The sequence below is a fragment of the Butyricimonas hominis genome, assembly GCF_014287455.1.
GTDB classification, from domain to species: Bacteria; Bacteroidota; Bacteroidia; order Bacteroidales; family Marinifilaceae; genus Butyricimonas; species Butyricimonas muris.
The window spans coordinates 343,201-366,252 of the sequence record NZ_JACOOH010000005.1; the positions used below are offsets into that span (position 1 = coordinate 343,201).

At 42.9% G+C, this 23,052-nt stretch carries 18 protein-coding genes; all 18 read left to right on the plus strand.

The features are described 5' to 3' along the window. Positions 1-5 precede the first annotated feature (5 nt). Positions 6-2,456: a GumC family protein gene (locus tag H8S64_RS12905; protein ID WP_186976427.1), complete on the plus strand. Its 2,451-nt coding sequence runs from the start codon at positions 6-8 to the stop codon at positions 2,454-2,456. A gap of 33 nt (positions 2,457-2,489) precedes the next feature. Continuing rightward, entirely contained in the window at positions 2,490-3,680 is a 1,191-nt protein-coding gene (locus tag H8S64_RS12910) for an ATP-grasp domain-containing protein (protein ID WP_255469529.1), read from the plus strand. Between the two features lie 6 nt (positions 3,681-3,686). Next, positions 3,687-4,313 carry a sugar transferase gene (locus tag H8S64_RS12915; protein ID WP_186976429.1) on the plus strand — a complete coding sequence of 209 codons (627 nt, stop codon included), beginning with the start codon at positions 3,687-3,689 and terminating at the stop codon, positions 4,311-4,313. A 24-nt stretch (positions 4,314-4,337) separates the two neighbouring features. Next, entirely contained in the window at positions 4,338-5,615 is a 1,278-nt protein-coding gene (locus H8S64_RS12920) for an ATP-binding protein (protein WP_186976431.1), read from the plus strand. Between the two features lie 10 nt (positions 5,616-5,625). Beyond that, positions 5,626-6,957: an MmgE/PrpD family protein gene (locus H8S64_RS12925; protein ID WP_186976433.1), complete on the plus strand. Its 1,332-nt coding sequence runs from the start codon at positions 5,626-5,628 to the stop codon at positions 6,955-6,957. A gap of 27 nt (positions 6,958-6,984) precedes the next feature. Continuing rightward, the gene (locus H8S64_RS12930) at positions 6,985-7,902 is read left to right on the plus strand and encodes a peptidase (protein ID WP_255469530.1); all 918 of its coding nucleotides are present in this window, start codon (positions 6,985-6,987) and stop codon (positions 7,900-7,902) included. A 10-nt stretch (positions 7,903-7,912) separates the two neighbouring features. Then, the gene (locus H8S64_RS12935) at positions 7,913-8,953 is read left to right on the plus strand and encodes an Ldh family oxidoreductase (RefSeq protein ID WP_186976435.1); all 1,041 of its coding nucleotides are present in this window, start codon (positions 7,913-7,915) and stop codon (positions 8,951-8,953) included. An 81-nt stretch (positions 8,954-9,034) separates the two neighbouring features. Next, positions 9,035-10,132, plus strand: a complete 1,098-nt coding sequence (locus H8S64_RS12940; protein WP_255469531.1) for an HpcH/HpaI aldolase/citrate lyase family protein — start codon at positions 9,035-9,037, stop codon at positions 10,130-10,132. 11 nt (positions 10,133-10,143) lie between these two features. Further along, positions 10,144-10,647: a fumarate hydratase C-terminal domain-containing protein gene (locus H8S64_RS12945; RefSeq protein ID WP_186976439.1), complete on the plus strand. Its 504-nt coding sequence runs from the start codon at positions 10,144-10,146 to the stop codon at positions 10,645-10,647. Then, positions 10,644-11,495: a fumarate hydratase gene (locus H8S64_RS12950; protein WP_186976441.1), complete on the plus strand. Its 852-nt coding sequence runs from the start codon at positions 10,644-10,646 to the stop codon at positions 11,493-11,495. Before H8S64_RS12945 ends, H8S64_RS12950 begins: the two co-directional genes overlap by 4 nt. A gap of 15 nt (positions 11,496-11,510) precedes the next feature. Then, positions 11,511-12,659 carry a glycosyltransferase gene (locus H8S64_RS12955; RefSeq protein WP_186976443.1) on the plus strand — a complete coding sequence of 383 codons (1,149 nt, stop codon included), beginning with the start codon at positions 11,511-11,513 and terminating at the stop codon, positions 12,657-12,659. After that, entirely contained in the window at positions 12,634-14,100 is a 1,467-nt protein-coding gene (locus H8S64_RS12960; RefSeq protein ID WP_186976445.1) for an O-antigen polysaccharide polymerase Wzy family protein, read from the plus strand. Before H8S64_RS12955 ends, H8S64_RS12960 begins: the two co-directional genes overlap by 26 nt. After that, positions 14,097-15,440 (plus strand): lipopolysaccharide biosynthesis protein, encoded by a 1,344-nt coding sequence (locus H8S64_RS12965; protein ID WP_186976447.1) that lies wholly within the window; start codon positions 14,097-14,099, stop codon positions 15,438-15,440. The genes H8S64_RS12960 and H8S64_RS12965 overlap by 4 nt, the downstream gene beginning before the upstream one ends. Positions 15,441-15,454: 14 nt before the next feature. After that, a complete protein-coding gene (locus tag H8S64_RS12970) occupies positions 15,455-16,654 on the plus strand; it encodes a DegT/DnrJ/EryC1/StrS family aminotransferase (protein ID WP_186976449.1) in 1,200 nt (399 codons plus the stop codon). Between the two features lie 189 nt (positions 16,655-16,843). Continuing rightward, positions 16,844-17,221, plus strand: a complete 378-nt coding sequence (locus tag H8S64_RS12975) for a LytR/AlgR family response regulator transcription factor (RefSeq protein ID WP_099293413.1) — start codon at positions 16,844-16,846, stop codon at positions 17,219-17,221. A gap of 375 nt (positions 17,222-17,596) precedes the next feature. Further along, positions 17,597-18,160, plus strand: a complete 564-nt coding sequence (locus H8S64_RS12980; RefSeq protein ID WP_186976451.1) for an RNA polymerase sigma-70 factor — start codon at positions 17,597-17,599, stop codon at positions 18,158-18,160. A 72-nt stretch (positions 18,161-18,232) separates the two neighbouring features. Beyond that, positions 18,233-19,399: a FecR family protein gene (locus H8S64_RS12985; RefSeq protein ID WP_186976453.1), complete on the plus strand. Its 1,167-nt coding sequence runs from the start codon at positions 18,233-18,235 to the stop codon at positions 19,397-19,399. Between the two features lie 62 nt (positions 19,400-19,461). Next, positions 19,462-23,052: a SusC/RagA family TonB-linked outer membrane protein gene (locus H8S64_RS12990; RefSeq protein ID WP_186976455.1), complete on the plus strand. Its 3,591-nt coding sequence runs from the start codon at positions 19,462-19,464 to the stop codon at positions 23,050-23,052.

Genomic DNA, 23,052 nt, shown 5'->3' on the forward strand with positions numbered 1-23,052 from the left:
GAGAGATGGTAGACGAACAGATAAATAGTAATAGGAGCTTGGAGAATGAGGAACATGAGATTGATTTTCTCGCTCTTTTATTCAAATACCTTTTTTATTGGCGTTGGTTTGTTGCTAGTATATTGATATGTTGTATCGCTACTTACCTGTTTCTGCGTTATCAAACGCCTGTGTATAATATTTCCAGTTCCGTGTTGATAAAGGAGGAGGATAAGCGAAGTGGTTCGGGTAACAATCCATTAGCGGCTATTCAAGATTTGGGCATGTTTTCCATGACAAATAATTTTGATAACGAGGTGGAGATTTTGAAATCCCGTACTTTGATAAAAAAAGTCGTGAATGACTTGAATTTAAATGTCCGTGTAGCGAAAAAGCGAGTGTTCGGGTATGCGATTCCTCTTTATAAGAACACTCCGGTGCGAATTTATATGACACCGGAAGAAGCTTCTAAACTGGAGGAACCGATAAAGTTGGAACTCGCCTTTACGAAAGCAGGGAAATTGTCTGTTAAGGCTGAATATGTGCAAGACGGGGAAGATCAAGAGATGGTGCAGGCATTTGACCAATTGCCGGCGGTGTTGCCGACACCCGTGGGCGTTTTAAGCTTTACGCGAGGTGATTCCTCGTGTATGGAAGAAGAGGAAATCGCTTTACGTGCGACTATAAACACTCCGATAGAGACCGCTGAGGAGTATATGAAAGATTTGAGTGTGAGTGCCTCTTCCCAGACCACGACCATTGCAAAGATCAGCGTGAAGAATACGGTGAAGGAACGGGGAGTGGATTTTGTTAACCGTTTGGTGGCGTTTTATAATCAAGACGCGAACGACGAGAAAAATGAGGTAGCCCAGAAAACTGCCGAGTTTATCGAGGAACGCATCGGTATCATTAACCATGAGTTGGGTGCGGCGGAGAGCGAGCTCGCGGATTTCAAGCAACGGTCCGGTCTGACTGATTTGACAAATGATGCCCGTTTGGCTTTGCAAGAGAGTTCCAAGTATGAGCAACAACGTGTGGAGAACGCCACGCAAATCCGTTTGGTTCAATATCTGCGTACCTATATCAACGATCCGGTCAACCAAGAAGAGGTCATTCCTGCAAACGTGGGATTGCAAGATCAAAATCTGGCTAGGGTGATTGAGCAATACAACACGATGATCGTCGAGCGTAAACGTTTGTTGCGTACCTCTTCGGAAACCAACCCGGCGGTGATAAACATGAATACGGGAATCGAGGCGATGAGGCGTAGCGTGGAAACAACAGTGAATAGTGTTTTGCAAGGATTGCAAATTGCCCAAAAAGATATAGAGCGTCAAGCGAGTAAATTCGAGAGCCGGATCAGCGACACGCCCAAGCAGGAGAAAGAGTTTATGACGATTTCCCGCCAACAGGAAATCAAGGCAACTCTATATATCATGCTGTTGCAGAAGCGAGAAGAGAATGCGATCACGTTGGCATCCACGGCTAATAATGGTCGTATTGTAGAGGAGCCCTTACCCGGCAAGGAGCCGGTAGCCCCGAGGAAGCTCGTTTTTTTATTGGCAGCTTTGGTGGTCGGCATGATTGTTCCGGTGGGAATCATCTTTATCGTGGAATTATTGAAATATAAGATTGAGAACCGGGGTGATGTAGAGCAATTGACGAATGTTCCTATTCTGGGAGAATTACCGTTAAGCCCTCATAAGTCATCAGATAAAGGTGCTATCGTGGTACGCGAGAATAAGAACGACATGATGGAGGAGACCTTCCGGGGATTGCGAACCAATCTGCTCTTTATGCTACAGAAAAACCAGAAGGTCATACTTTTCTCCTCCACGCAGCCCGGCGAGGGTAAATCTTTTGTGACCGGAAATCTTGCTGTCAGCTTGGCTTTTTTGGGAAAGAAAGTGATAGTGGTTGGTATGGACATCCGTAAGCCCGGCTTGAACAAAGTGTTCGGGCTGTCGAGCAAGAGGGAAGGAATCTCCAATTACTTGATGAACCCGGAAGACACCGATCTTTTCGGGCTCGTGCGGTCCTCCGGCATTCACCCGAACGTGGATATTCTTTTGGGTGGAACAATTCCCCCGAACCCGACGGAGTTGGTAGCCCGTGATGCATTAGAGAAGGCGATAGAACAATTGAAAGCTCGTTATGATTACGTGTTATTAGATACGGCTCCGATTGGAATGGTAACAGATACGGCTATAATAAGCCGTGTAGCCGATATGTGCGTTTATGTTTGCCGTGCGGATGTGACCCCCAAAGCCGCTTTCTGCTACATCAATGTTCTTAAGGACGATCATAAATTCGATAAGTTGGCGGTTGTGATCAACGGAATTGACTTAAGCAAGCGCAAGAACACCTATGGCTACGGTTACGGTAAGAAATACGGTTATGGCTATGGTAAGCATTATGGCTATGGTTATGGCTACGGGTATGGTTATGAGGCTGAGAATAAGAAAAAGAAATTGTGATCTTGAGATTGATGCATTTTATTATTGTCTTAGATGAAAAAAATAATGATTTTGGGGGCAAGTATCCTCCAGTTTCCTGCTATAAGAAAAGCAAAAGAAATGGGTTTGGATGTGATCGTTGTAGATATGAATCCAGATGCCGTGGGGTTTAAAGAAGAGGGAATCACGAGATTACAAATCAGTACGATAGATACTCCTAAGATTGTCGAGGCTGCTCGTGAATACCGTATCGATGGTATCATGACGCTTGCTTCGGATATGCCGATGCAGACCGTGGCGGCCGTTTGCGAAGATTTGAATTTACCCGGAATCACACCCCGGACAGCATTGAACGCCACAAATAAAGCAGAAATGAGGATATGTTTGAAAAAAAACGGTGTGCCGGTTCCTGAATTTTATATTGTTTGCGAGTGGGGAGAATTTTATGATGCCTCCAAGAATTTTGTGGAAAAATTTATCGTGAAACCTGCAGATAATTCCGGCAATAGGGGGATTAAGTTGGTTACTGATTTTTCGATAGAAAATTTGAAGGAGGCATATGCTTATAGTAAACAATATAGCAGGGATGGCAAAATTCTTTTGGAGGAATACATGGAGGGAGATGAGTTCAGTGTAGAAAGTATAAGTGTTCACGGGGTTTGTAATATCATACAAATTACGGATAAAATTACTTCCGGGAAGCCCTATTTTGTGGAGATGGGGCACACGCAACCCTCTCGGTATGATACTGCAAAATTGAGAGATATAGCAAGTGTTGCGAAAATGGGAGTCGAGGTATTGGGAATAAATCATGGTCCTTCGCATACAGAGATAAAATATACAGCAGGAGGTCCCAAAGTTGTGGAAATTGGAGCACGGTTAGGAGGAGATTTTATAACGACTCATCTTGTACCGTTATCAACCGGGGTGGATATGGTTACGGCTAACATCAAATGTGCTATAGGTGAAGATCCTGATATAGAGAAAAAGCATGCAAAATGTTCTGCCGTACGTTTTTTGCAACCTCAACCCGGGAGGTTAAAATCTGTGTCAGGGATAACAGAGGCGGAAGCCGTGAATGGGGTTTTTGAAGTGGGTTTATTGAAACATATTGGAGAGATTGTACCGGAGATGCGTAATAGCTTGGATCGGGTCGCATATGTTGTCGTTCAAGGTAACACGAGTGATGAAGTCATGGCGGCGTGTGAGGAGGCTATAAAGAAGATTCATTTTGAAATCATGTAGATAATCATGTATAATAAATTTTTTAAACGTCTGTTAGACATCCTGATTTCGTTATGTGCGCTGCCGTTCGTGTTGCTGGTGATATTAATCGTTGCTCCTTTTATTTATTTAGAAGACAGAGGAAGTGTATTTTATTTGGCCAAGCGCAGGGGACGTCACGGGAAAATATTCAGCATGTATAAATTGCGTTCCATGGTGGTAAACGCTCAGGATATTCGTAATAAAGACAATTCAACTTTTAATTCGACATCAGATCCAAGAGTAACGAAGATAGGAGAATTAATAAGGAAGATGTCCATAGATGAACTGCCTCAGGTTTTCAATATCTTAAAGGGTGATATGAGTTTTATAGGACCGAGAGCAACAATCCCGATTGATGGAGTGTTATATGATGATTTGAATGAAGTACAGAAAAAGCGTTTGGATGTGCGGCCGGGTATAACCGGATATGGACAGGCGTTGTATAGAAATTCTATCGGAAAAGAAAAAAAACAAGAGCTTGATTGTTACTATGTTGATCATGTGAGCTTCATTTTGGATCTCAAAATTATATTTTGGACTATAAAGACCGTTCTTCTGCGTAAAAATTTATACACAAATGCAGATGAAGAGGTGATGTTAGGGAAGGAATAAGAAATGGGTAATTATATATTCGATATGATAGGAAAGAAATTATTAATACTAGGTGGCACCTCATCCGTGGATATTGTGAAACAAGCGAAGCGTATGGGTGTTTATGTTGTTGTGGCAGATATTGAGGAAACAGATTCTGGTAAAGAAATAGCAGATGAGGCTGTTTTTATGAATACGGTTGACCATGAGACCATCGTAAAATTTATTAAAGAGAACAATATTGATGGTGTCTTTTCGGGACCCTCTGAGTTTAATCTTCAAAATGCGATGAAGGTTTGCGAGATGTCAGGACTTCCCTTCTACTGCACTAGAGAACAGTGGGATATCTGTATGAACAAAGTGAACTTCAAAAAACTGTGTAATCAGTATGGGGTTTCCTGTACACCAGAATTTCATCTAACAGAGGAACTAAAAGAGGAAGATCTGGCAATGATTAAATATCCCGTAATGGTAAAGCCTGCAGAAGCAGGAGGATCTAGAGGAATCAGTATGTGTTACACGGAAGAAGAGATCAGACGAGCAGTTCCAAAAGCAATAAAAGCTTCTGCCAATGGTGAGTTCTTTGTAGAGAAGTGTATCACTAGTGATTACGGTTTTGGCAGTCGTTATATCATTAATAATGGAAAGATTATGCTATCCGCTGTTTGTGACCGTTATACAGTGGATCAGCCAGGGGGAAAGGCACTCATCAGCAGTGGTGCGATATTTCCTTCAAAGAAGATTGAGGAATATATAGAAGAAATTAATCCAAAGGTTGTCAAGATGTTCGAGTCTATTGGTATTAAGAACGGAACGCTCTTCATGCAGGCACTTGTTGATCAGGATGATGAAAAAATATATTTCCACGAGATGGGATTACGCCTTAGTGGAGGATTGATATACTCCATGTTAGAGGCTTCTTGTGGATACAATGACGTTCAGATGATGATTCGCTATGCGCTTGGCGGTCCAATGGTTGAGGACGATGAATTCGAGAAAATTGATCCCTATATGCATGGGCATTATATAGGAAGTCTTACCATTCCGTTGTGCGATGGCGTGATCGGAAGTATTGAAGGAGTGGATGAAGTTAGGAAACACAAGAACGTAATGGATTTGGTTCAGTATTACACTGAGGGACAGGAAATCAAACCTGATTATATAGGAACTCTTTCTCAGCATTTCTGTCGGGTAAAAATGATGACTGATTCTATTGATGAATATAAGAATATGGTAGATTGGATTCAGAATATCATTAAAGTCACTGATAGCAATGGCAGGAATATGATTTATCGATTGTTTGATACAAGTCGTATGAAATAGCGGAGTGTGTATGGCGAATATTACTCAGCGATTTGTGAATAAGCTCTATGAGATGCAAGACGCACAGTTCCCGGATTCTGTGATGAATAAGGCGCAGGAGTGTTTTGTGGACTATGTATCTGTGGCTATTGGCGGCTGTAATATTTATATTGACAGGAATAAGAAATATATAGAAAAGAACAATCTGAATGGGAAGTGTCATATTTTCGGTTTGGAAATAACTACCGATTTACATACAGCGGTGTTTATAAATGCCTTTAATGCTCATGTGCTTGAATTGGATGATAGTCATCGTGTTGCTATGACACACTTGGGTGCTCCGATTTTCTCTGCGCTTATTGGTGTTGCTGAAATTTATGAATGTACTTTGATGCAGATAATGAAGGCTGCCATTGTTGGATATGAAGCGGCAATCCGGCTGGCAAATACCATACAACCCAGCCATAAAAAAAGAGGATTTCATGTTACAGGTACTTGTTGTACGGTGGGATGTGCAATGGGGATAGCTTCAATGCTGAATTACTCGGAAGATGAGATGCGGAATGTTTTTAGCGCATCTGTAACATCGGCTGCGGGATTGTTGGCTGTGATTTCCGGAAATTCCGAACAGAAACCTTATAACTGTGCCAATGCTGCCATAGCCGGGGTTAATGCTGCGCTTTATGGCAAATATTTTATAGGAGCCATCGACATATTGGGTGATTCTCGTGGTTTTTTTCATGCTATGACCGATGAGGTGCATGAGGAACGGTTATTTGATGATGGTTATGCAATTCTTTCTATTTATCAGAAATTGTATGCGGCTTGTCGTCATTGTCACGCACCGATGGAGGCCATGCTGAAAATCAGAGGTGAGTTCTGTTGGAATGATGTAGAGAAAATTGAGGTAAAAGTTTATGACATTGCCATAAATGGTCATGACCACACAGAAATTGCGAGCATTAGTTCCGCAAAGCAGAGTATTCCTTATGGAGTAGTGGCAGCTTGTATATTTGGAGATTGTGGACAGAATTCCTTTACGGAAGAAAAAATAAGAGATGAACGGATACATGAGCTTATAAAGAAGGTTGTTGTAGTAGAGGATCCTAAACTGACTGAGCTTGTACCAGGAAAAAGAGTAGCAATTGTGGACGTTATTCTAAAAGACGGGACAGAGATAAGTCAGAGAGTTGATTATGCAAAAGGCGAGCCGGAGAATCCTATTACACAAAATGAATGGGAAGAAAAGTTTTATGGGCTATTACAGAGTGTTGGAATAAAAGCAAATAATGCACAAAGCTTTTATCAGTTGTTGCACATGGGAGAAGGAATGTTAATTTCTAAAATTTTTACAATAGTATAGTTTAATGATATTCATAATAGATATAGTATGAAAAGGATTAAAATGAACAGCATGGAGAAAACGAGAGAGTTTCTGAAGTCGATAGGGATGCCTGGTGGAGATGCGTATGACCTTCCTACATCGGAGAAGAGATTTGCAGATGGCGGACAGTTCCGTTTTGAAGTTCCCGGAATTCAAGGTCCGAAGGTCATGAAAGCACTTTTGGAAGCAATGGACAGCTATGGTTTGTATCTTCATCGTGTTACACAAACGCAGGGTATTATGCGCCTGTCTGATGATGATATTAGTAAGATGGTTGAACTGGCTCATCAGTATCAGACAGATCTTATTCTTGCCGTTGGTCCAAGAGCGACTACTGATACATCTGCATCTGTGCATACAGAGGAAGGTGTGCGTATGGGCTACAGATTAAGAGGACAAGAGCAGATTGTCAGGGCTATTGAAGATGTAAAAAGAGCTGTACGCCTCGGCTGTCGGGGGTTCCTGGTTTACGATGAGGGTTGTCTTTGGGCTTTGAACGAGATGCGTAAAGCAGGAGAAATCCCTAGTGATTCTCATTTCAAGGTATCTGCCCATGCCGGACATGGTAATCCCTGCTCCGCAAAACTTTTGGAAACCATCGGTGCGGATTCAATCAATCCTGTCCGTGATATTCAGCTTCAGATGTTGGCAGCAATGCGTCAGGCAGTAAACTGTCCTATCGATATCCATACGGAGAATCCGAAGTCCACAGGTGGCTTCATCCGCCATTATGAGGTACCGGAGATGATCCGTATTGCTGCGCCTATCTATTTGAAGACAGGGGGCTCTGTGGCCGCTACCCATAGCTGGGACAGCACAGAAGACGATGCCCGGAAGAGAGCAAAGCAGTGTAGCTTGGTAAAACGAATGATTGATGAGTACTATCCCGAAGCTGTATGGAGCCCAAGAGGAAGTTTAGTGTGAGGAGGTCGTAATGACAAGAGTTAGCTTAAAGGATATTGATAGGGTCACTAGAGGATGCTTGGTATCCATTGGTGTACCGGATAGTTCCATAGATATTATTCTTGACACTATCCACTATGCGAATAGACGTGGAATTTCAACCCATGGAGTGGGCAGACTGCCTCTGTATGTAAAAAAAATCAAAGCCGGCCATTTTGAGGCTGATGCGCCGATTGAAACGGTGACCGACTTTGGAGCAATGGCTATTTTGGATGGCAATAACGGATTTGGTCAGATTGTGGCCTATAAAGCCATGAAGACTGCCATTTCAAAGGCTAAGGAGTTTGGTGTTTCCGTGGTAGGTGTGCGCAATAGCAATAACTTTGGTACTGCTGGGTATTATGGCAATATGGCAACGGAAGCTGGAATGGCCGCCATAATATTTGCGAACGCTGCTCCTGCTATAGCACCGACTGGCGGCACAAAGCCTATCTTTGGAACAAATCCCATGTGTTATGCATTTCCGGGTAGTGAAGCCCAAAATCCTGTAATTTTAGACATGGCTACGACTGTTGTTGCTCGGGGAAAAATTAGGCTTGCCGCCAAGAACGGCGAGAAAATTCCCTTGACATGGGCAGTGGATGCTGACGGAAATCCCACAGATGACCCTAAAGAGGCACTGAAAGGGACGCTGTGCCCTATCGCTGGGCATAAGGGGTATGGAATATCTGCTTTTATAGATTTGTTTGCCGGTTTGCTAACTGGTTCTGCCTCCACAGGTGGTGTTAAACCACTCAGCGATATGACTGAGAATTCTGGAAACGGACACTTGTTTGTAGTCATAGATGTGTCTCGATTTATGACAAATGATGAGTTGGCAGAGAAGATGTCTGTGTTTTACAAAGCAGTGAAATATTGTGGTGAAGAAGACAGGGTGCTGCTTCCTGGAGAGCGGGGATTCATTCAGATGAAGAAGAATGTTGATAGCGTTGAGATTCCAGATAAACAGTTACAGGAAATTAATGCTCTTGCTGAGAGCCTAGGTGTAGATGTCAGATTGAAAGAAATGTGAATTATGAAAAATAAGAAGGAGAACGTTTAACATATGAGACATCATCTATACAATCCAAACTATAAATTTGTTGTACCACCAATGGAGTTTGACAAATATACTGATCGCTCTATGCTGCAATACTGTCTTGGTGCAACTATGTATATGCCAGGGAATAAGGACTTCGCTCAGGCAATTATTGACCAAAAGTATAAGGGGCTTGCTTCCATGGTAATGTGTTTTGAGGATGCCTGCAAGCCGGAAGATGTGCCGGCTGCGGAGATTAATAGTATCGCCTTGTTAGATACGATAAATGAGGCAATCAAAGCGGGAAAGTTCGAGTACAAACTACTTCCCTTGATCTTTTTCCGGGTCAGGAACGTAGAGCAATTTAAACACTTTGCTTCTATGTTGAAACTGGAACATGTAAAGCTCATCGCTGGTTTTAATTTTCCGAAGTTCAATGTTTCAAATGGAGAGGATTATTATCGCCATCTAAGGGAGTTAAATGAAAAGTTCGGTGAGATTATATATGGTATGCCAATTATCGAAGATCGGTGTGTGGCATTTAAAGAAAGCCGAATCCAAGAACTTATAGGCATCAAAGAAATCATTGACAGATACGAGGATTTGGTTCTGAATATCCGTGTGGGAGGTACGGACTTTTCATCTGTATTTGGTGTTCGTAGAGGTATGAGCTATACTATTTATGACATGCAGACAGTCAGAAGCTGTCTTTGCGATATCCTCAATGTGTTTACAAGGGATAATCAATATACTGTGTCAGGACCCGTTTGGGAGTATTTCAGGGCCGAGAAAAAGATGCGTTTCCAGCCCTTGCCTGAGTTTGATTTTACAACAGCTCTTATCAAGCATGATGCCATACTGAATGATGCAGTGGACGGTCTGCTTCGGGAACTAGTATTGGACAAGGCTAATGGTTTTATTGGAAAGACCATTATCCACCCTACTCATCTTAATTATGTTAATGGAATACTGGCTGTGGTAAAGGAAGAATATGAGGATGCGTTACAGGTTATGAATACTTCCGGTGGCGTTATCAAAAGTTCCGGTGGAAATAAGATGAACGAAATAGGACCCCATAAGAATTGGGCGGAGAAGCTTTATTATAGAGCGCAGGCTTATGGTGTAATTGAGAATGAGCGGAGCTATTTACAGTTGTTTACATTGGTAAATTAAGAGGAGAGACTATGAGAACATATACCATCCCTTTTACGGATAAAGATATAAAAGAATTGAATGTAGGAGATATGATTTATATTTCCGGATATATTTTCTGTGGAAGGGACGCTGTACTCCCTACACTCATTAAAGAAATAGAAGCAGGCGTACTGAATTCTGCTATTGACTTAACAGGGTCTGTCATATTCCACACGGCAGTCAGCCCGGCAGGAGTGGGACCTACTAGTAGCAATAAATTGGAAATAGAATCCAGTATGTTGCCTTTGTCGGATGCGGGTATTAAAATGCATCTGGGGAAGGGCAAGCTAAAAGACGAGACAATCAGGGGGCTTGCGGAGAGAAATGCAGTTTATGCTATTATTCCGCCAGTGACAGCTCTTTTGGAGAGCAAGACATCAGAAAGACACTGTGTTGCACATGAGGAGTTAGGGATGGAAGCCCTTTATCAGGTAAAAGTAAATCAATACCCTGTAATTATTGCAGGAGCGAAGGGGAGGAGTATATACGAATGAAGTACAATGAGATAGTTGAGAAGGTTGCGGAAACCCTTGTAACAGCAGGCTCAACCTTTTCTAAGGATAAGATACTTGCCTATAAACGGGCAATTGAAATGGAACGTAACCCTCAGTCTAAATGGGTAATGGAGCAAATCGTGGAAAATGCTCTTGTAGCAGCAAAGAACCGCAGTCCGCTTTGTGATGACACGGGAATTCCACATTTGTACTTGGAGGTGGGTAAGAATAGAGCGGTAAGCAGCGAAGATATAGCAGCGATTTATGAAGGAGTCAGAAAAGGTTTGCGTACTCTTCCGGGTCGTCCGATGGCAATTATGGGAGATGATGAGCAACGAATAGATCAGTCTGGTGGGCTTAATCCTGACCCTGGCGGTCTTGCTCCTGCGCCAATCCAGATCAGAACTGTGGAAGAAAATGTTGTAAGGCTCTATGTATTGATGGAAGGAGGAGGCCCTGCCATTAGGGGAAAGGATTATCGAGTTTTCCATAAGCATAGTGTTGATACTGTTATGGATGAGATCGTAACATGGGCTGTAGAGGCTGTGGCGCAGCTTGGATGTTCTCCTTGTACGCTGGCTGTGGGAATTGGACGTTCCCATTACGAGGCAGCCGCAATGGCAATGGAAGCTCAGGTACATGGCAGCTATGGAAATCCCAGCAAGATAGAGAAAGAGATAACAGAACGGGTGAACAAAGCGAATATCGGAGCTCTCGGTTTAAAGGGTGATATTTCTGTGATAGGAACATTCGTTAAGGTAGGACCGCAGAGAGCGAGCGGTGTGAGAATTGTCTGCTTGAGGCCTTGCTGCTGTTTCGAGCCTAGGGTCGCAAGCGTTGAATTATAGAGGGAGAGAAAGGAAATGGAAAAGAAAATAAGAGTTCTCTTGGTAACTAGTGGATTTCGCAAGGGGGTCAGCGGTGGAATAGCCTCTGTATTGCATAATTATTGCACTGCGTCCGCTTTGGAGAATAGTGAGATACAATTTGATTACTTATCTTTGGGATATCAAACCTTTGAACCATACCGAGAAGAAATAGAAGCGTGTGGAGGAAACCTCTACTGCTTGGATATTCATTCTAACGGGAAAAGGAGACTTATTGATATCTTCTTTCGTATGAGAAAGTTTTTAAAAGATAAGTCATATGATATTGTTCATACTAATAGTGGTGCTTTAACGCAATTGCTGATGATGTGTATTGCGGCTAAAACTAGTGGTATAAATACGGTTATTGCTCATTCCCATAATGCGTTGATTAAGTCTAAAGGAACACAGATAGTGTACAATTGTCTTAAGCCTCTGTTTTATGTTGCGGCAGATGAATATTACGCATGTGCATTGGTGGCAGCGGAAAGTATGTTTCCGAAAGGCATCATAAAGCGTGATAAATGGGTATTCATCCCGAATGCAATTAATATAGAAAAATTTTTATATAACGAAGAAACAAGGATTTCATATAGAAAACAATTTCGGTTTGAGGATAAATTTGTTATTGGTCATGTGGGGCGCTTCAATGAACAGAAAAATCATGCCTTTTTGGTTGATGTGTTCTCGGAAGTATCAAAGCAAAGAGATGATGCCTTGCTAATGCTTGTCGGAAATGGAGATTTGCAACAGTCTATAAAAGATAAAGTTGAAGAACTGGGGTTGTCGGAAAAGGTTATTTTCATGGGGCAGAGGAATGATGTAAACTGCCTTATGCAGGCAATGGATTGTTTTGTTTTTCCTTCTATTTTTGAAGGATTGGGAATGGTACTTATTGAAGCGCAGGCCGCTGGGTTGCCAATAATATCATCGGATCAGGTTCCAGTAAATGAGACGCAAGTCACGGAATACATAAAATATGTTCCGTTGAGTGTCGATAAATGGATAGAAAGTCTGAGAGGTATCGGAAGACGAAGAAATAGATTTGAAAATATTAGTATCTTTTCAAAGGCTGGTTATGAAATAGATAGCGCAGCAGAAAAATTAAGGAGATTATATTGTGAGCACTCAAATTCATGCAAATAATCGTAAAACAAAGAATATAAATATATATCAATTATTTGCAATAGCCATAATTGTTGTATTTGGATCAATATCAATTGTTCTTGGTATTGATCCTACGTATTTATCAGCATTGATTATATGGCTATTTTCTATGCTTTATGTTTTTTTAGATTTGAGAAGACGATCATTGTATTTGATGTTTCTTATATCTTATTTTGTTTTTTTACTAGGTGGGCATTTTTGTTATGAATACTTTGGAATGGAAATAAAGTATTATTTCGGTGAAGAATTTTACTTCCATTCAAATCTTTGTCTGCTTGAAAGTTTAGTTTTTGTTTTTGGAGGACATGTTTTTTCGGAGCATATACGAATTAAATCTAGGTTGAATAGTTATAGAATATTTTATCAATCAGAAAACTCTCGTGCTAATGGTAAAGTTAATACCATTCGAAGACTTAGCTATATATTGTTTATAGCGACATTCCCATTTTGGATATACACCATAATGGATAAAATTTCCTTTGTTCTAAGTAATACTTATTATGCTTATTACGTAGAATATGAGTCAAGTGCTCCTTTTGCAGTTAAAGCAGTTGCGGCAATGACACCGTACTTTTTTTACCTGTTTTTGGCAACATTACCATCTAAAAAAGAATGCCGCATCCCTATGTTCTTATACTTTGCTTATGCAGTTATCTCGTTGTTCACAGGGAGACGATCAAATTTTATGATAATGATACTATTTCTTGTCATGTACTTTGTTTTTAGACATTTTAAAGATGATGGAGAAAAATGGGTAAAAAAAAGTTATGTGATTGGACTATTGATAGGTGTACCTGTAATATCAATAGTCCTTCAGATTACTCAATATTTGAGGGTTTCAGAGTCTTTTGCAGGGGTTTCTGTAAAAGAATTATTTTTAGGTTTTTTTCAGCAACAAGGTTTTAGCTCAAGTATATTACGACTTGAAAAATATTATGAATCAAGTTTAAGTGATGATACATATTATTCGTTTTTTGGAATCGTAAAATACTTTAGGACTAACTCTATAATAAAGTTTATTTTCAATCCACAATATGATTTTTCATATTTGCATAACAGTGTTGACTTCGCAATAAAAGGAAATTCATTATCAAATGCGCTAAGTTATAAAGTTTTATGGTCGTATCTTTCGGGATCAGGAGTTGGAACGTGCTATATCGCTGAATTATTCCATGATTTTGGTTATATTGGAGTTGCAATTGGGAGCATTATATATGGATACGTTATGCAGAAGATAAACAGAATTTGGAATAGTTGTCATAATAATATCTGGATTGTGGCTGTAGGATTTGCAATGGTTGAAGCTTTTATTAAAGCACCAAGATGGAATTATGATATTTTTGTTGCTTATTTTTTGGATTTGGGCATGTGGATGGCTTTTGGATCAATATTAATTTTAAAATTATTATGTAGGAAATGAAAATGATGTTTAGTTTAAAAAATGCAAAGAAAAAACTAAATAAAAGCAACTTCGTGTCTAAACTTCTTAAGAATGCAGCTGTATCTTTCATAGGCGAAGGTGGAGCAGCTGTGGTCACTTTTATCACGACCATAGTGTTGATTAGGCTTATTGGGAATACTGCTTATGGTATGCTTGCTGTGGCGTATTCGTTTATTATGATTGTTGATAATGTTGTAAATTTTCAATCTTGGCATGCAATGGTTACCTTTGGTAGTCAGGCGGTTGAAGATAAAGATTATGACTACCTGCAAACAGTTATTAAAATAGGATCCATAATTGATTTCATTACTGCTTTTCTTGGAATGGCAATTACCCTGGTTTCGGCACAGTTCTTTTCTAATGTCATGTCATGGGATGCAGAGACAACCATAAGTATTTATATTATGGCATTTATGATCTTGTTTAATTTCACAGGGACTTCGATTGGTATTATTCGGCTTTTTGATAAGTTTAAGTATTTTTCTATATATCGTATTATAACCGAGATTTTTCGCTTTGTGCTGGTGGTGATTTTTTGTGGAATTATGAAGATGGGGCTATACGGAGCTGCTTTGGCGTATTGCTTGGGGTATATCTTTGGATATTTACTGCTCTTTTGCTTTTTCATTCATACAATCAATATTACTCCCAATATTTCGGTGAAGGGAATTATTAAAGCAAATACGAAAGGTAGGTGGAAACGTATATTTACATTCACCTGTTGGACAAGTCTGTCATCAAGTGCGGATATTCCGGTTCAGCAGATGGATGTAATATTCCTATCCATGATTTCATATGATGTGGTTGCCGTATTTAAAGTATATAAGCAGATTGGACAGGCCCTGACAAAATTAACAATCCCCATTAAACAGGCGGTTATGCCGTTGTTCTCCGAACTGATAGCGAAGGGAAAGAAGAGAGAGTGTTATGATTATCTTATTAAGATGCGTAATAAGAGTTTGCAGATCCTTATGCCGGCAGTTGTAATGGTGACAGGTGGTAGCCTTGTGTTCATGCACTTCACTTTGGATGATGTATATGTCCAATACTGGTATATATTGCTTCTCTATTTGTTTCTGCGGGCTCTTGCACTGTCCTATGCGTCAATTCATCCACTTTTTGTGGCTCTTGGTCAGGTGAGACAGAATTTTATTGTGACACTGTTTGCTAATGTTGTGTATATTGTCCTTGTTTGGGTGACGGTTGGACGAATTGGCATTTGGGCTATATTACTTGGATTGATGGTTGAATACTTTATTATTATCCATATGAAAAGAAAACGAATAGAGAAATTGGTGTATATTAAACATTTTATCTAAATATTACTATTTGTATGAAAAATATTCCTTTTTCACCTCCGGATATGACGGAGGCAGAGATTATAGAAGTTAGTGAGGCTCTTCGTTCCGGTTGGATCACGACGGGACCAAGGACGAAGGAGTTTGAGCATTTGATTGCGATGTGTTGTCAGACGAGTAAAGTCGTTTGTTTGAATTCCGCCACGGCTTGTATGGAGTTGATACTTCGAGTGTTGGGGGTAGGCCCGGGGGATGAGGTGATTGTTCCCTCGTACACGTACACAGCTACCGCCAGCGTGGTTTGTCACGTGGGGGCAAAGGTCGTTATGGTAGATACGACCCCAGAGGCATTTGAAATGGATTACGATAAGTTGTCAGAAGTTATCACGGAGCGGACAAAAGTGGTTATTCCGGTGGATTTGGGAGGTGTGGTTTGTAATTATGATAGAATATTTTCGAGCGTGGAGAGTAAGAAGTCATTGTTTTCTCCGACTAATGATATACAGAAGGCATTCGGGCGGGTGATTGTTCTTACCGATGCTGCCCATGCTTTTGGAGCGAAGTGGCACGGGAAAATGTGTGGTGAAATTGCCGATTTTACCTCGTTCTCGTTTCATGCGGTGAAGAATTTGACCACGGCGGAAGGAGGAGCGTTGACATGGCGTTCGATGGAGGGGATTGATAATGAATGGTTGTACAAGCAGTTTCAGTTGTTGTCGTTGCACGGGCAAAGTAAAGATGCTTTAGCTAAAACACGATTGGGTGCGTGGGAGTACGATGTTGTCGCACCGAATTTTAAATGTAACATGACGGATATCATGGCAGCAATAGGGTTGTCGCAGTTGAAGCGTTACCCGGAATTGCTTTATCGGCGACGTCAAATCGTGGAGCATTACAATAAAGCCTTGAGGGGATGCAATGTGCAGGTGCTTGATCATTATGGAGATGACCATTCTTCCAGTGGTCACCTTTACATGGTGCGTTTGCTGGGGAAAGATAGGGATTTCCGGAATCGAGTTCTCATGGAGATGGCGGAGCGTGGGGTGGCTTGTAATGTGCATTATAAACCGTTGCCGATGATGACGGCATACAAGAACTTAGGATTTGATATTAAAGATTTCCCGAACGCTTACAATCAATATTGTAACGAGGTAACGCTTCCGCTACATACTTGTTTGAGTGATGACGAGGTGGAGTACGTGATCTCGAATTTTGTAGAAATTATTTCAAAATAATATTCCCTTGAAACGTGTTTTTGATGTTGTGGCAAATGGTTGTTTCTCTATTTTGAAATGAATATTGATGCGATGAGTTGATGATATACCCCGGGAGTAGTGCCCGGGGTTTGTTATTTTTTAGAGTTTCGCCACATGGGGCGTTTGCAGGTGAAAAGGTCATTTCGCGAGATATAAAATCAGGAAGTTATGAAAGAAACGAATGATCAATCGCAACGTCTCGTGGGAGATTGTTTTTTTGTACGTCAGGGAGAACGTATGGAGAAGTGTTTTTACTCGGAAGTCTTGTACGTGGAGGCTTCGGGGTGTTATAGTTATATTTATCGTCGGGATAAGCCCCGGCTTTCGATCGCCTATCCTCTTTTAGTGGTGGAACCTTGGTTGCCGAGGGATATGTTCCGCCGGATTCACCGGAGTTATATCGTGAATCTTCGGGAAGTGGAGGGATTTATAGGTAAGGCGATCTGCATTGCAGATCGGGTGTTGCCCGTGAGTCCACTTTACCGGGAAGAGGTGTTCGGGTGTTTCCTGTTCTGGGAATTAAAGCGCAAGAAGAAGGTGCAATAGAATGAAGGGATATAGAAGATAAGAGTAGTTAATCGTTCTTGTGAGGTGACCTTTCAAGGGAAGTTTTGTTTAGATAAATTTTCCGGGGATTCAGATGATAAATCGGGGCATTCGGATAATTTGGTTGGTAAAGGGCGTTCCGGGATGTACTTTTGGAATACAATTAAAAATTACAAAAGATTATGGGAGTGTTACAGAATGTGATTAGAGAGCTAGGTAAAGAGGTTTGCCGTTTTACAGGAGGAGTGGTACAAGATCAAATACCTCGTGAGTCGGATATCGTTTTAATCGTTTTTTGGGACAAGTAGGGCGGGGAATCAAAATTCTTTCTTTATATTTGTAAATCCAAACGATGTACAGGACACGAATAAATTTATGTCAGAACGGGAAGAAATAGAATGGCTGCGGGGATTGAAGGCTGGGGAAGACGGTGCTTACAAGGTGCTGTTCGAGAAATATTATGCCCCACTCTGTGCTTTTGCCACGGGGTTCGTGAATGACGCGGCTGCGGCGGAAGACATCGTGCAGGAAATTTTCTTCAAATTATACACGGACAAGCCGACATTCGAGGCGGTAGTTGCCTTGAAATCTTACTTGTATCTGGTGACGAAGAACCAGTGTCTGAATTACTTGAAACACGTTCGTATTGAACAAGAGTACGTGTCTTTGATGGACGAGAAGGAGAAGACAACCTTCTTTTTCAACCAGATCGTGGAGCAGGAGTTATTGATGTTGCTTTCGGAGGCGATCGAAGACTTGCCGGAGCAGACGGGCAAAGTATTTCAACTGGTCATGGAGGGGTTCGATAACGCGGAGATAGCGGAAAAATTGAATCTTTCGATTGACTCGGTGAAATCTCATAAAAAGCGTGGTAAGCAATTCTTAAAGAATAGATTAAGTGATATCACGGCTATCCTTTTGATTCTATCCAATTGTTAAAATTGCGGGAAATGACATTTCGGTGACACTTTTTTGTCACTCGGTTGTTTTTAGTCCGTAAAAGATAAAGAAATGAAAGAGGCATTTGAAATAGCACGATTGATAAGGAAGAGTCTGCGGGGCGAATTGTCCGGGCAGGAGGAAAAGATACTTTCCGACTGGCGGCAAGCGTCACGTGATAACGAGGCGGCTTTTCAAGAAATGACCTCCGGAAGCTTTTATACTGACGGGACGGAATTGTGGGAAACGTTCGATTTTCGTGTTGCTTACGGGCGTTTTCTACAAAGGAAATTCCAACAATGCCGCTCGAGGAGGCTGTTGTTTCGTGTGGCTCGTGTGGCGGCTGTTGTTCTACCGCTCACGATAGCGATTGTACTTTATATCGGTCTCGGGAAAGAGAGCGTGCCCGCGACGAATTATGCCGCCGCCGCGACCATTTTGCCGGGAACGAGCAAGGCGGTGTTGACGACGGGCGATGGGAACACGATCATGTTGGGACAGGAGTATTCCGACAGCACGATTATCGCGGACGGCATGCGGATCGATGCCTCGACGTCGGGGCTGACTTACGCGGGTATTTCCGGGAACAGCGCTCTCGTGTATAATAAACTGGAAATACCGCGGGGCGGGGAGTTCTGCCTGACGTTATCCGACGGGACGAAAGTGTGGCTGAACTCGGCGACTTCAATCCAGTACCCGGTAGCTTTCGGGACGAAGGAACGAAGGGTGTTCGTGCAGGGAGAGGCGTATTTCGAGGTAGCGAAGGATGCCAAGAAGCCGTTTATCGTGCAATTCATGAGTTCGGCGGTGACGGTGCTGGGAACATCGTTCAACGTGCGGGCTTATCCCGAAGAGGGACACTCCTTGACGACGCTTGCCGAGGGTTCGGTATGTATCACGGGGGGTGACAACACGATAAGCATAAAACCGGGCGAACAGGTGGAAGTGGATGCTTTGTCGGGTGATATGGTGAAACGGGAGGTGGAGGTACGGGATTTTACCAGTTGGAAAGACGGACGATTCGTGTTCGTGCGACGACCGCTGGAAGAGATCATGCGAACGTTGGAACGATGGTACGATATCCGGGTAGTGTTCAAGGACGAGGAGGCGAAACGGATTTCTTTATCGGGTGATTTAAGACGATACGATAATTTCTCCCGTGTGGTGGAAATGTTGGGACTGACAGGAGATGCACGGTTCGAGATTAAAGGAAATGATGTCTATATAACTACTGAGTAGAGTTGCCCCGATGGCCACGGGGGAACGAGAGTGTGAACCATTTAAAATTAATAATTTACGTTATGAAGAAGAACCAGAATAAGTCTCTTCCGGGAGGTTTATGGTTATTAAAAAACCAACTGATGATGAAATTGACGGTTGTTTTCCTCTTCTTGTCGTCGTTCGCCGTTACGGCGCAGAACGTGACGATAAAGATGCAGAACAGCACGTTCACGGGAATAGCTAAAGAGATACAGAAACAGACGAACTTGACCTTCTTGTACAATGATGCGAAGGTGGGTACTATCGTGAATTTGAATCCCGATTTCACGAACACGGACGTGAAGACGGTACTTGAATATTGTTTGCGGGGAACCGGTTTGACTTTCTCGATCGTGGATAATACGGTGGTGATATCTCCCGCACGGGTGACCGCCCAGACGGGAAGGAACGATTTGAGGGTTTCCGGTAAGGTGACCGACGAGAAGGGATTACCCTTGCCCGGCGTGAATATTTTAATCAAGGGGACGACGGTCGGTTTCGTGTCTGACGTGGATGGAAAGTTCTTGGCATTGTGCAGCAAAGGCGATACCTTGCTTTTCACGATGATTGGCTTCGAGTCCCGGATGATGGCCGTGAGTGACGACACGCCGGTCACGGTGCAGATGAAAGAAGCTACCGAGTCGCTGGACGAGGTGGTCGTGGTATCGACGGGATATACCCGCTTGCCTAAAGAGCGTGCCACGGGATCATTCGGCGTGGTTACTGCCAAGGAATTGGAGAAACGTCCCAGCCCGAATATACTGAACCGTTTGGAAGGTGTAGTCCCCGGCGTGTATGTGGATATCAAAAATTCGGACATGACATTCCTGTACGGGTCTAACCGTTCGGACGGGCAACTGGAGGAACAGAACAATATTTCGATGAATATCCGGGGAAGAAGTAGTTTCTCGGATGCGATGGCTCGCCCGTTGCTTGTTGTTGACGGATTCCCGACAGATATGGAATTGAAAGGTCTGAACCCGAATGACGTGGAGTCGATCACTTTCCTGAAAGATGCGGCCGCCGCTTCTATCTGGGGTGCCCGTGCGGCTAACGGGGTGATCGTTATCGAAACGAAAAAAGGAAAGAAAAACGGCAGACCGGGTACGGCGGTGAGTTTCGGAATGAATATCATGACGTCGGGTTCACCGCGTTTCAGTTCGTTGCCCGTGATGAATTCGGCGGAGATGATTGATTACGAGCGGGAGATGGTGGAGAAAGGTTATATCACTCGCCCGGTAAGTTCGGCATGGGGGGCGGGATACGCTATCTCGGACGCGGCGAAGATTTTGCTGGATGCCAAGGACGGCGTGATTACTCAAGCGGACGCGGATGCACAGTTGGAGAAATTGGCAAGCCGCAAGTCATACCGTGACGTGAAAAAGTATTTATTGCAACCGGCTTTCTCGCAACAGTATAACCTGTCATTCAGCGGGGCTTCCGAGCAGATGTCTTATTTCTTGTCGGCTTCTTACGCGAATGAACAGTCAAACACGAAAGGCGAGCAAGGTGACCGTTTCACGTTGACTTCCAATTTGAATTTCAAGATTATGAATTGGGCGACATTGACCACGGGTTTGAGGGCTTCGTTGATCAATATCAAGAACAACGGTCTGGGACTTTCTGCGATGCAGGCGTCGCTGGGTATACTGCCTTTGATGCCGTATAATCAACTCGTGGATGATAATGGCAACCGGGTGGATTATTACCGGTATGAAGAGGATTTCGTGAAGGAGAAAGAGGAACAGGGATACAAGAACTGGAAGTATAATTATCTTGACGAGTTGGATAACATGGATAATACGCGGAAGGAGCAAGCTGTTTCGCTGACAATGGGATTGAATATTCCGGTTCCGGGCGTGAAGGGATTGGCGTTGGACGGATCGTTCATGTACGAGAAAACGAACGCGAGAACCAGAAATCTCGAGAACGAGGATACTTACGCTTCACGTGACAGGTATAATTATGCCACGCGATATAACGAGAGCACGGGTGAATTGACACACGGGCTTCCCGATGGCGGATTGTTGAACCTTTCTCACACGGATTCCCGGAATTATAGTTTGCGGGGGCAATTGAATTACAATAACACGATTGACGAGATTCATCAAATATCCGCATTGGCGGGGATGGAATTCCGCGAAACCAGAATGTGGCAGAGCAGCGCATGGTATTACGGTTACAACGGACAGACCTTGCAGTCGGCTTCCCAGATAACGAATCCCTACACGAATATATGGGGGTGGACTTCTTACTTGAACGAGGGCAGCCCGGAACAGGATTTGCAACGCCGTTTCCTGTCATATTACGGGAACGTGTCGTACACGTTGATGAGTAAATACGTGTTGACAGGTAGCGTGAGATATGATGACTACAATAATTTCGGTGTTGACCGGAAATACCGGGCTACCCCGATGTGGTCGACCGGGTTGGCATGGCATATCGGCAGAGAGGATTTCATATTGGATAACGCGGGATGGTTGAACAAGTTGACTTTCCGTGCCACCTACGGGTATAACGGGAATATTGACCAGAATCAGTATCCGTTCACGCAGATATCCTTGACGACGGGTAATGACGGGTACACGCAATTGCCTTCTTCCAGTATTAACTTTGCGGCGAATCCTTCCGTGCGTTGGGAGAAAACAGGCGTGTTGAATTTCGGTTTGGACTTTGCCGTGCTGAATAACAGGCTTTCCGGTTCTATCGAATTGTATCGCAAATATTCGAGGGATTTATTCGCGGATTACGTGATTAACCCGATATTCGGGGCAAACGCTTCGTCGATGTACACGCTTTCCCGTAACGCGGCAAAAGTAAACGGTAAAGGTTTGGATGTGGCGTTGAACGGGACTATCGTACAGAAAGGAGATTTCAGGTATGAGGCAAGCCTCACATACTCCTATAACACGAACGAGGTGAAATCTTCGCCTTACGAGATGTCGTCTTATTTCTACTCCAGTGGTGGCGGTAGCGGTCGCATGTTGGAAGGGTATAACATGAGCAACTTCTGGGCTTACCGTTGGGCAGGTCTGGACGAGAACGGGGATTCACAAGTGTACAATGCGGACGGGGAGATCGTCAAATCGACAGAGAACGTGACAAATGATGACCTCGTGTACGTGGGAACTTTGACTCCCAAGTATTTTGGCGGGTTCTTCAATACCTTCTCGTATAAAGGGGTGTCGCTTTACGTGGGTATAACTTATAAACTGGGATATATCTTCCAGAAACCGACGATCGCCCAACAGGCAGGGGGGAGAAACACGTATTACGAGATTAACGAGGATATGGCAAAACGGTGGCGAGAGGCAGGCGATGAAGCGACTACAAACGTGCCCCGTATCGGAACGAATGCGAATAGTTTCGTGCGCTACCGAGGTGCGGATATACATATCGAGAAAGGAGATCATATCAGGTTGAGAGAGATTTCATTGACTTATAATATCCCGTCCAAGTGGTTGAATAAACTCATGATCAATAGCGGGTCTGTCGGTTTCAGCGCAAACAACGTGGGGATGATCTGGAAAAAGAATAACGCGGGTATCGACCCCGACTTTATCCCGAACAGTCGTAACTTGACCATGTCACCCACGCCGTCTTATAATTTCTCGTTAAACCTTAACTTCTAA

Coding starts and splice junctions, on each gene's coding strand:
- H8S64_RS12945 (WP_186976439.1), top strand. CDS start 10,144: ATGAGAACATATACCATCCCTTTTACGGATAAAGATATAAAAGAATTG.
- H8S64_RS12915 (WP_186976429.1), top strand. CDS start 3,687: ATGTATAATAAATTTTTTAAACGTCTGTTAGACATCCTGATTTCGTTA.
- H8S64_RS12970 (WP_186976449.1), top strand. CDS start 15,455: ATGAAAAATATTCCTTTTTCACCTCCGGATATGACGGAGGCAGAGATT.
- H8S64_RS12930 (WP_255469530.1), top strand. CDS start 6,985: ATGAAAAGGATTAAAATGAACAGCATGGAGAAAACGAGAGAGTTTCTG.
- H8S64_RS12910 (WP_255469529.1), top strand. CDS start 2,490: ATGAAAAAAATAATGATTTTGGGGGCAAGTATCCTCCAGTTTCCTGCT.
- H8S64_RS12955 (WP_186976443.1), top strand. CDS start 11,511: ATGGAAAAGAAAATAAGAGTTCTCTTGGTAACTAGTGGATTTCGCAAG.
- H8S64_RS12975 (WP_099293413.1), top strand. CDS start 16,844: ATGAAAGAAACGAATGATCAATCGCAACGTCTCGTGGGAGATTGTTTT.
- H8S64_RS12920 (WP_186976431.1), top strand. CDS start 4,338: ATGATAGGAAAGAAATTATTAATACTAGGTGGCACCTCATCCGTGGAT.
- H8S64_RS12985 (WP_186976453.1), top strand. CDS start 18,233: ATGAAAGAGGCATTTGAAATAGCACGATTGATAAGGAAGAGTCTGCGG.
- H8S64_RS12935 (WP_186976435.1), top strand. CDS start 7,913: ATGACAAGAGTTAGCTTAAAGGATATTGATAGGGTCACTAGAGGATGC.
- H8S64_RS12965 (WP_186976447.1), top strand. CDS start 14,097: ATGAAAATGATGTTTAGTTTAAAAAATGCAAAGAAAAAACTAAATAAA.
- H8S64_RS12905 (WP_186976427.1), top strand. CDS start 6: ATGGTAGACGAACAGATAAATAGTAATAGGAGCTTGGAGAATGAGGAA.
- H8S64_RS12980 (WP_186976451.1), top strand. CDS start 17,597: ATGTCAGAACGGGAAGAAATAGAATGGCTGCGGGGATTGAAGGCTGGG.
- H8S64_RS12990 (WP_186976455.1), top strand. CDS start 19,462: ATGAAGAAGAACCAGAATAAGTCTCTTCCGGGAGGTTTATGGTTATTA.
- H8S64_RS12925 (WP_186976433.1), top strand. CDS start 5,626: ATGGCGAATATTACTCAGCGATTTGTGAATAAGCTCTATGAGATGCAA.
- H8S64_RS12950 (WP_186976441.1), top strand. CDS start 10,644: ATGAAGTACAATGAGATAGTTGAGAAGGTTGCGGAAACCCTTGTAACA.
- H8S64_RS12940 (WP_255469531.1), top strand. CDS start 9,035: ATGGAGTTTGACAAATATACTGATCGCTCTATGCTGCAATACTGTCTT.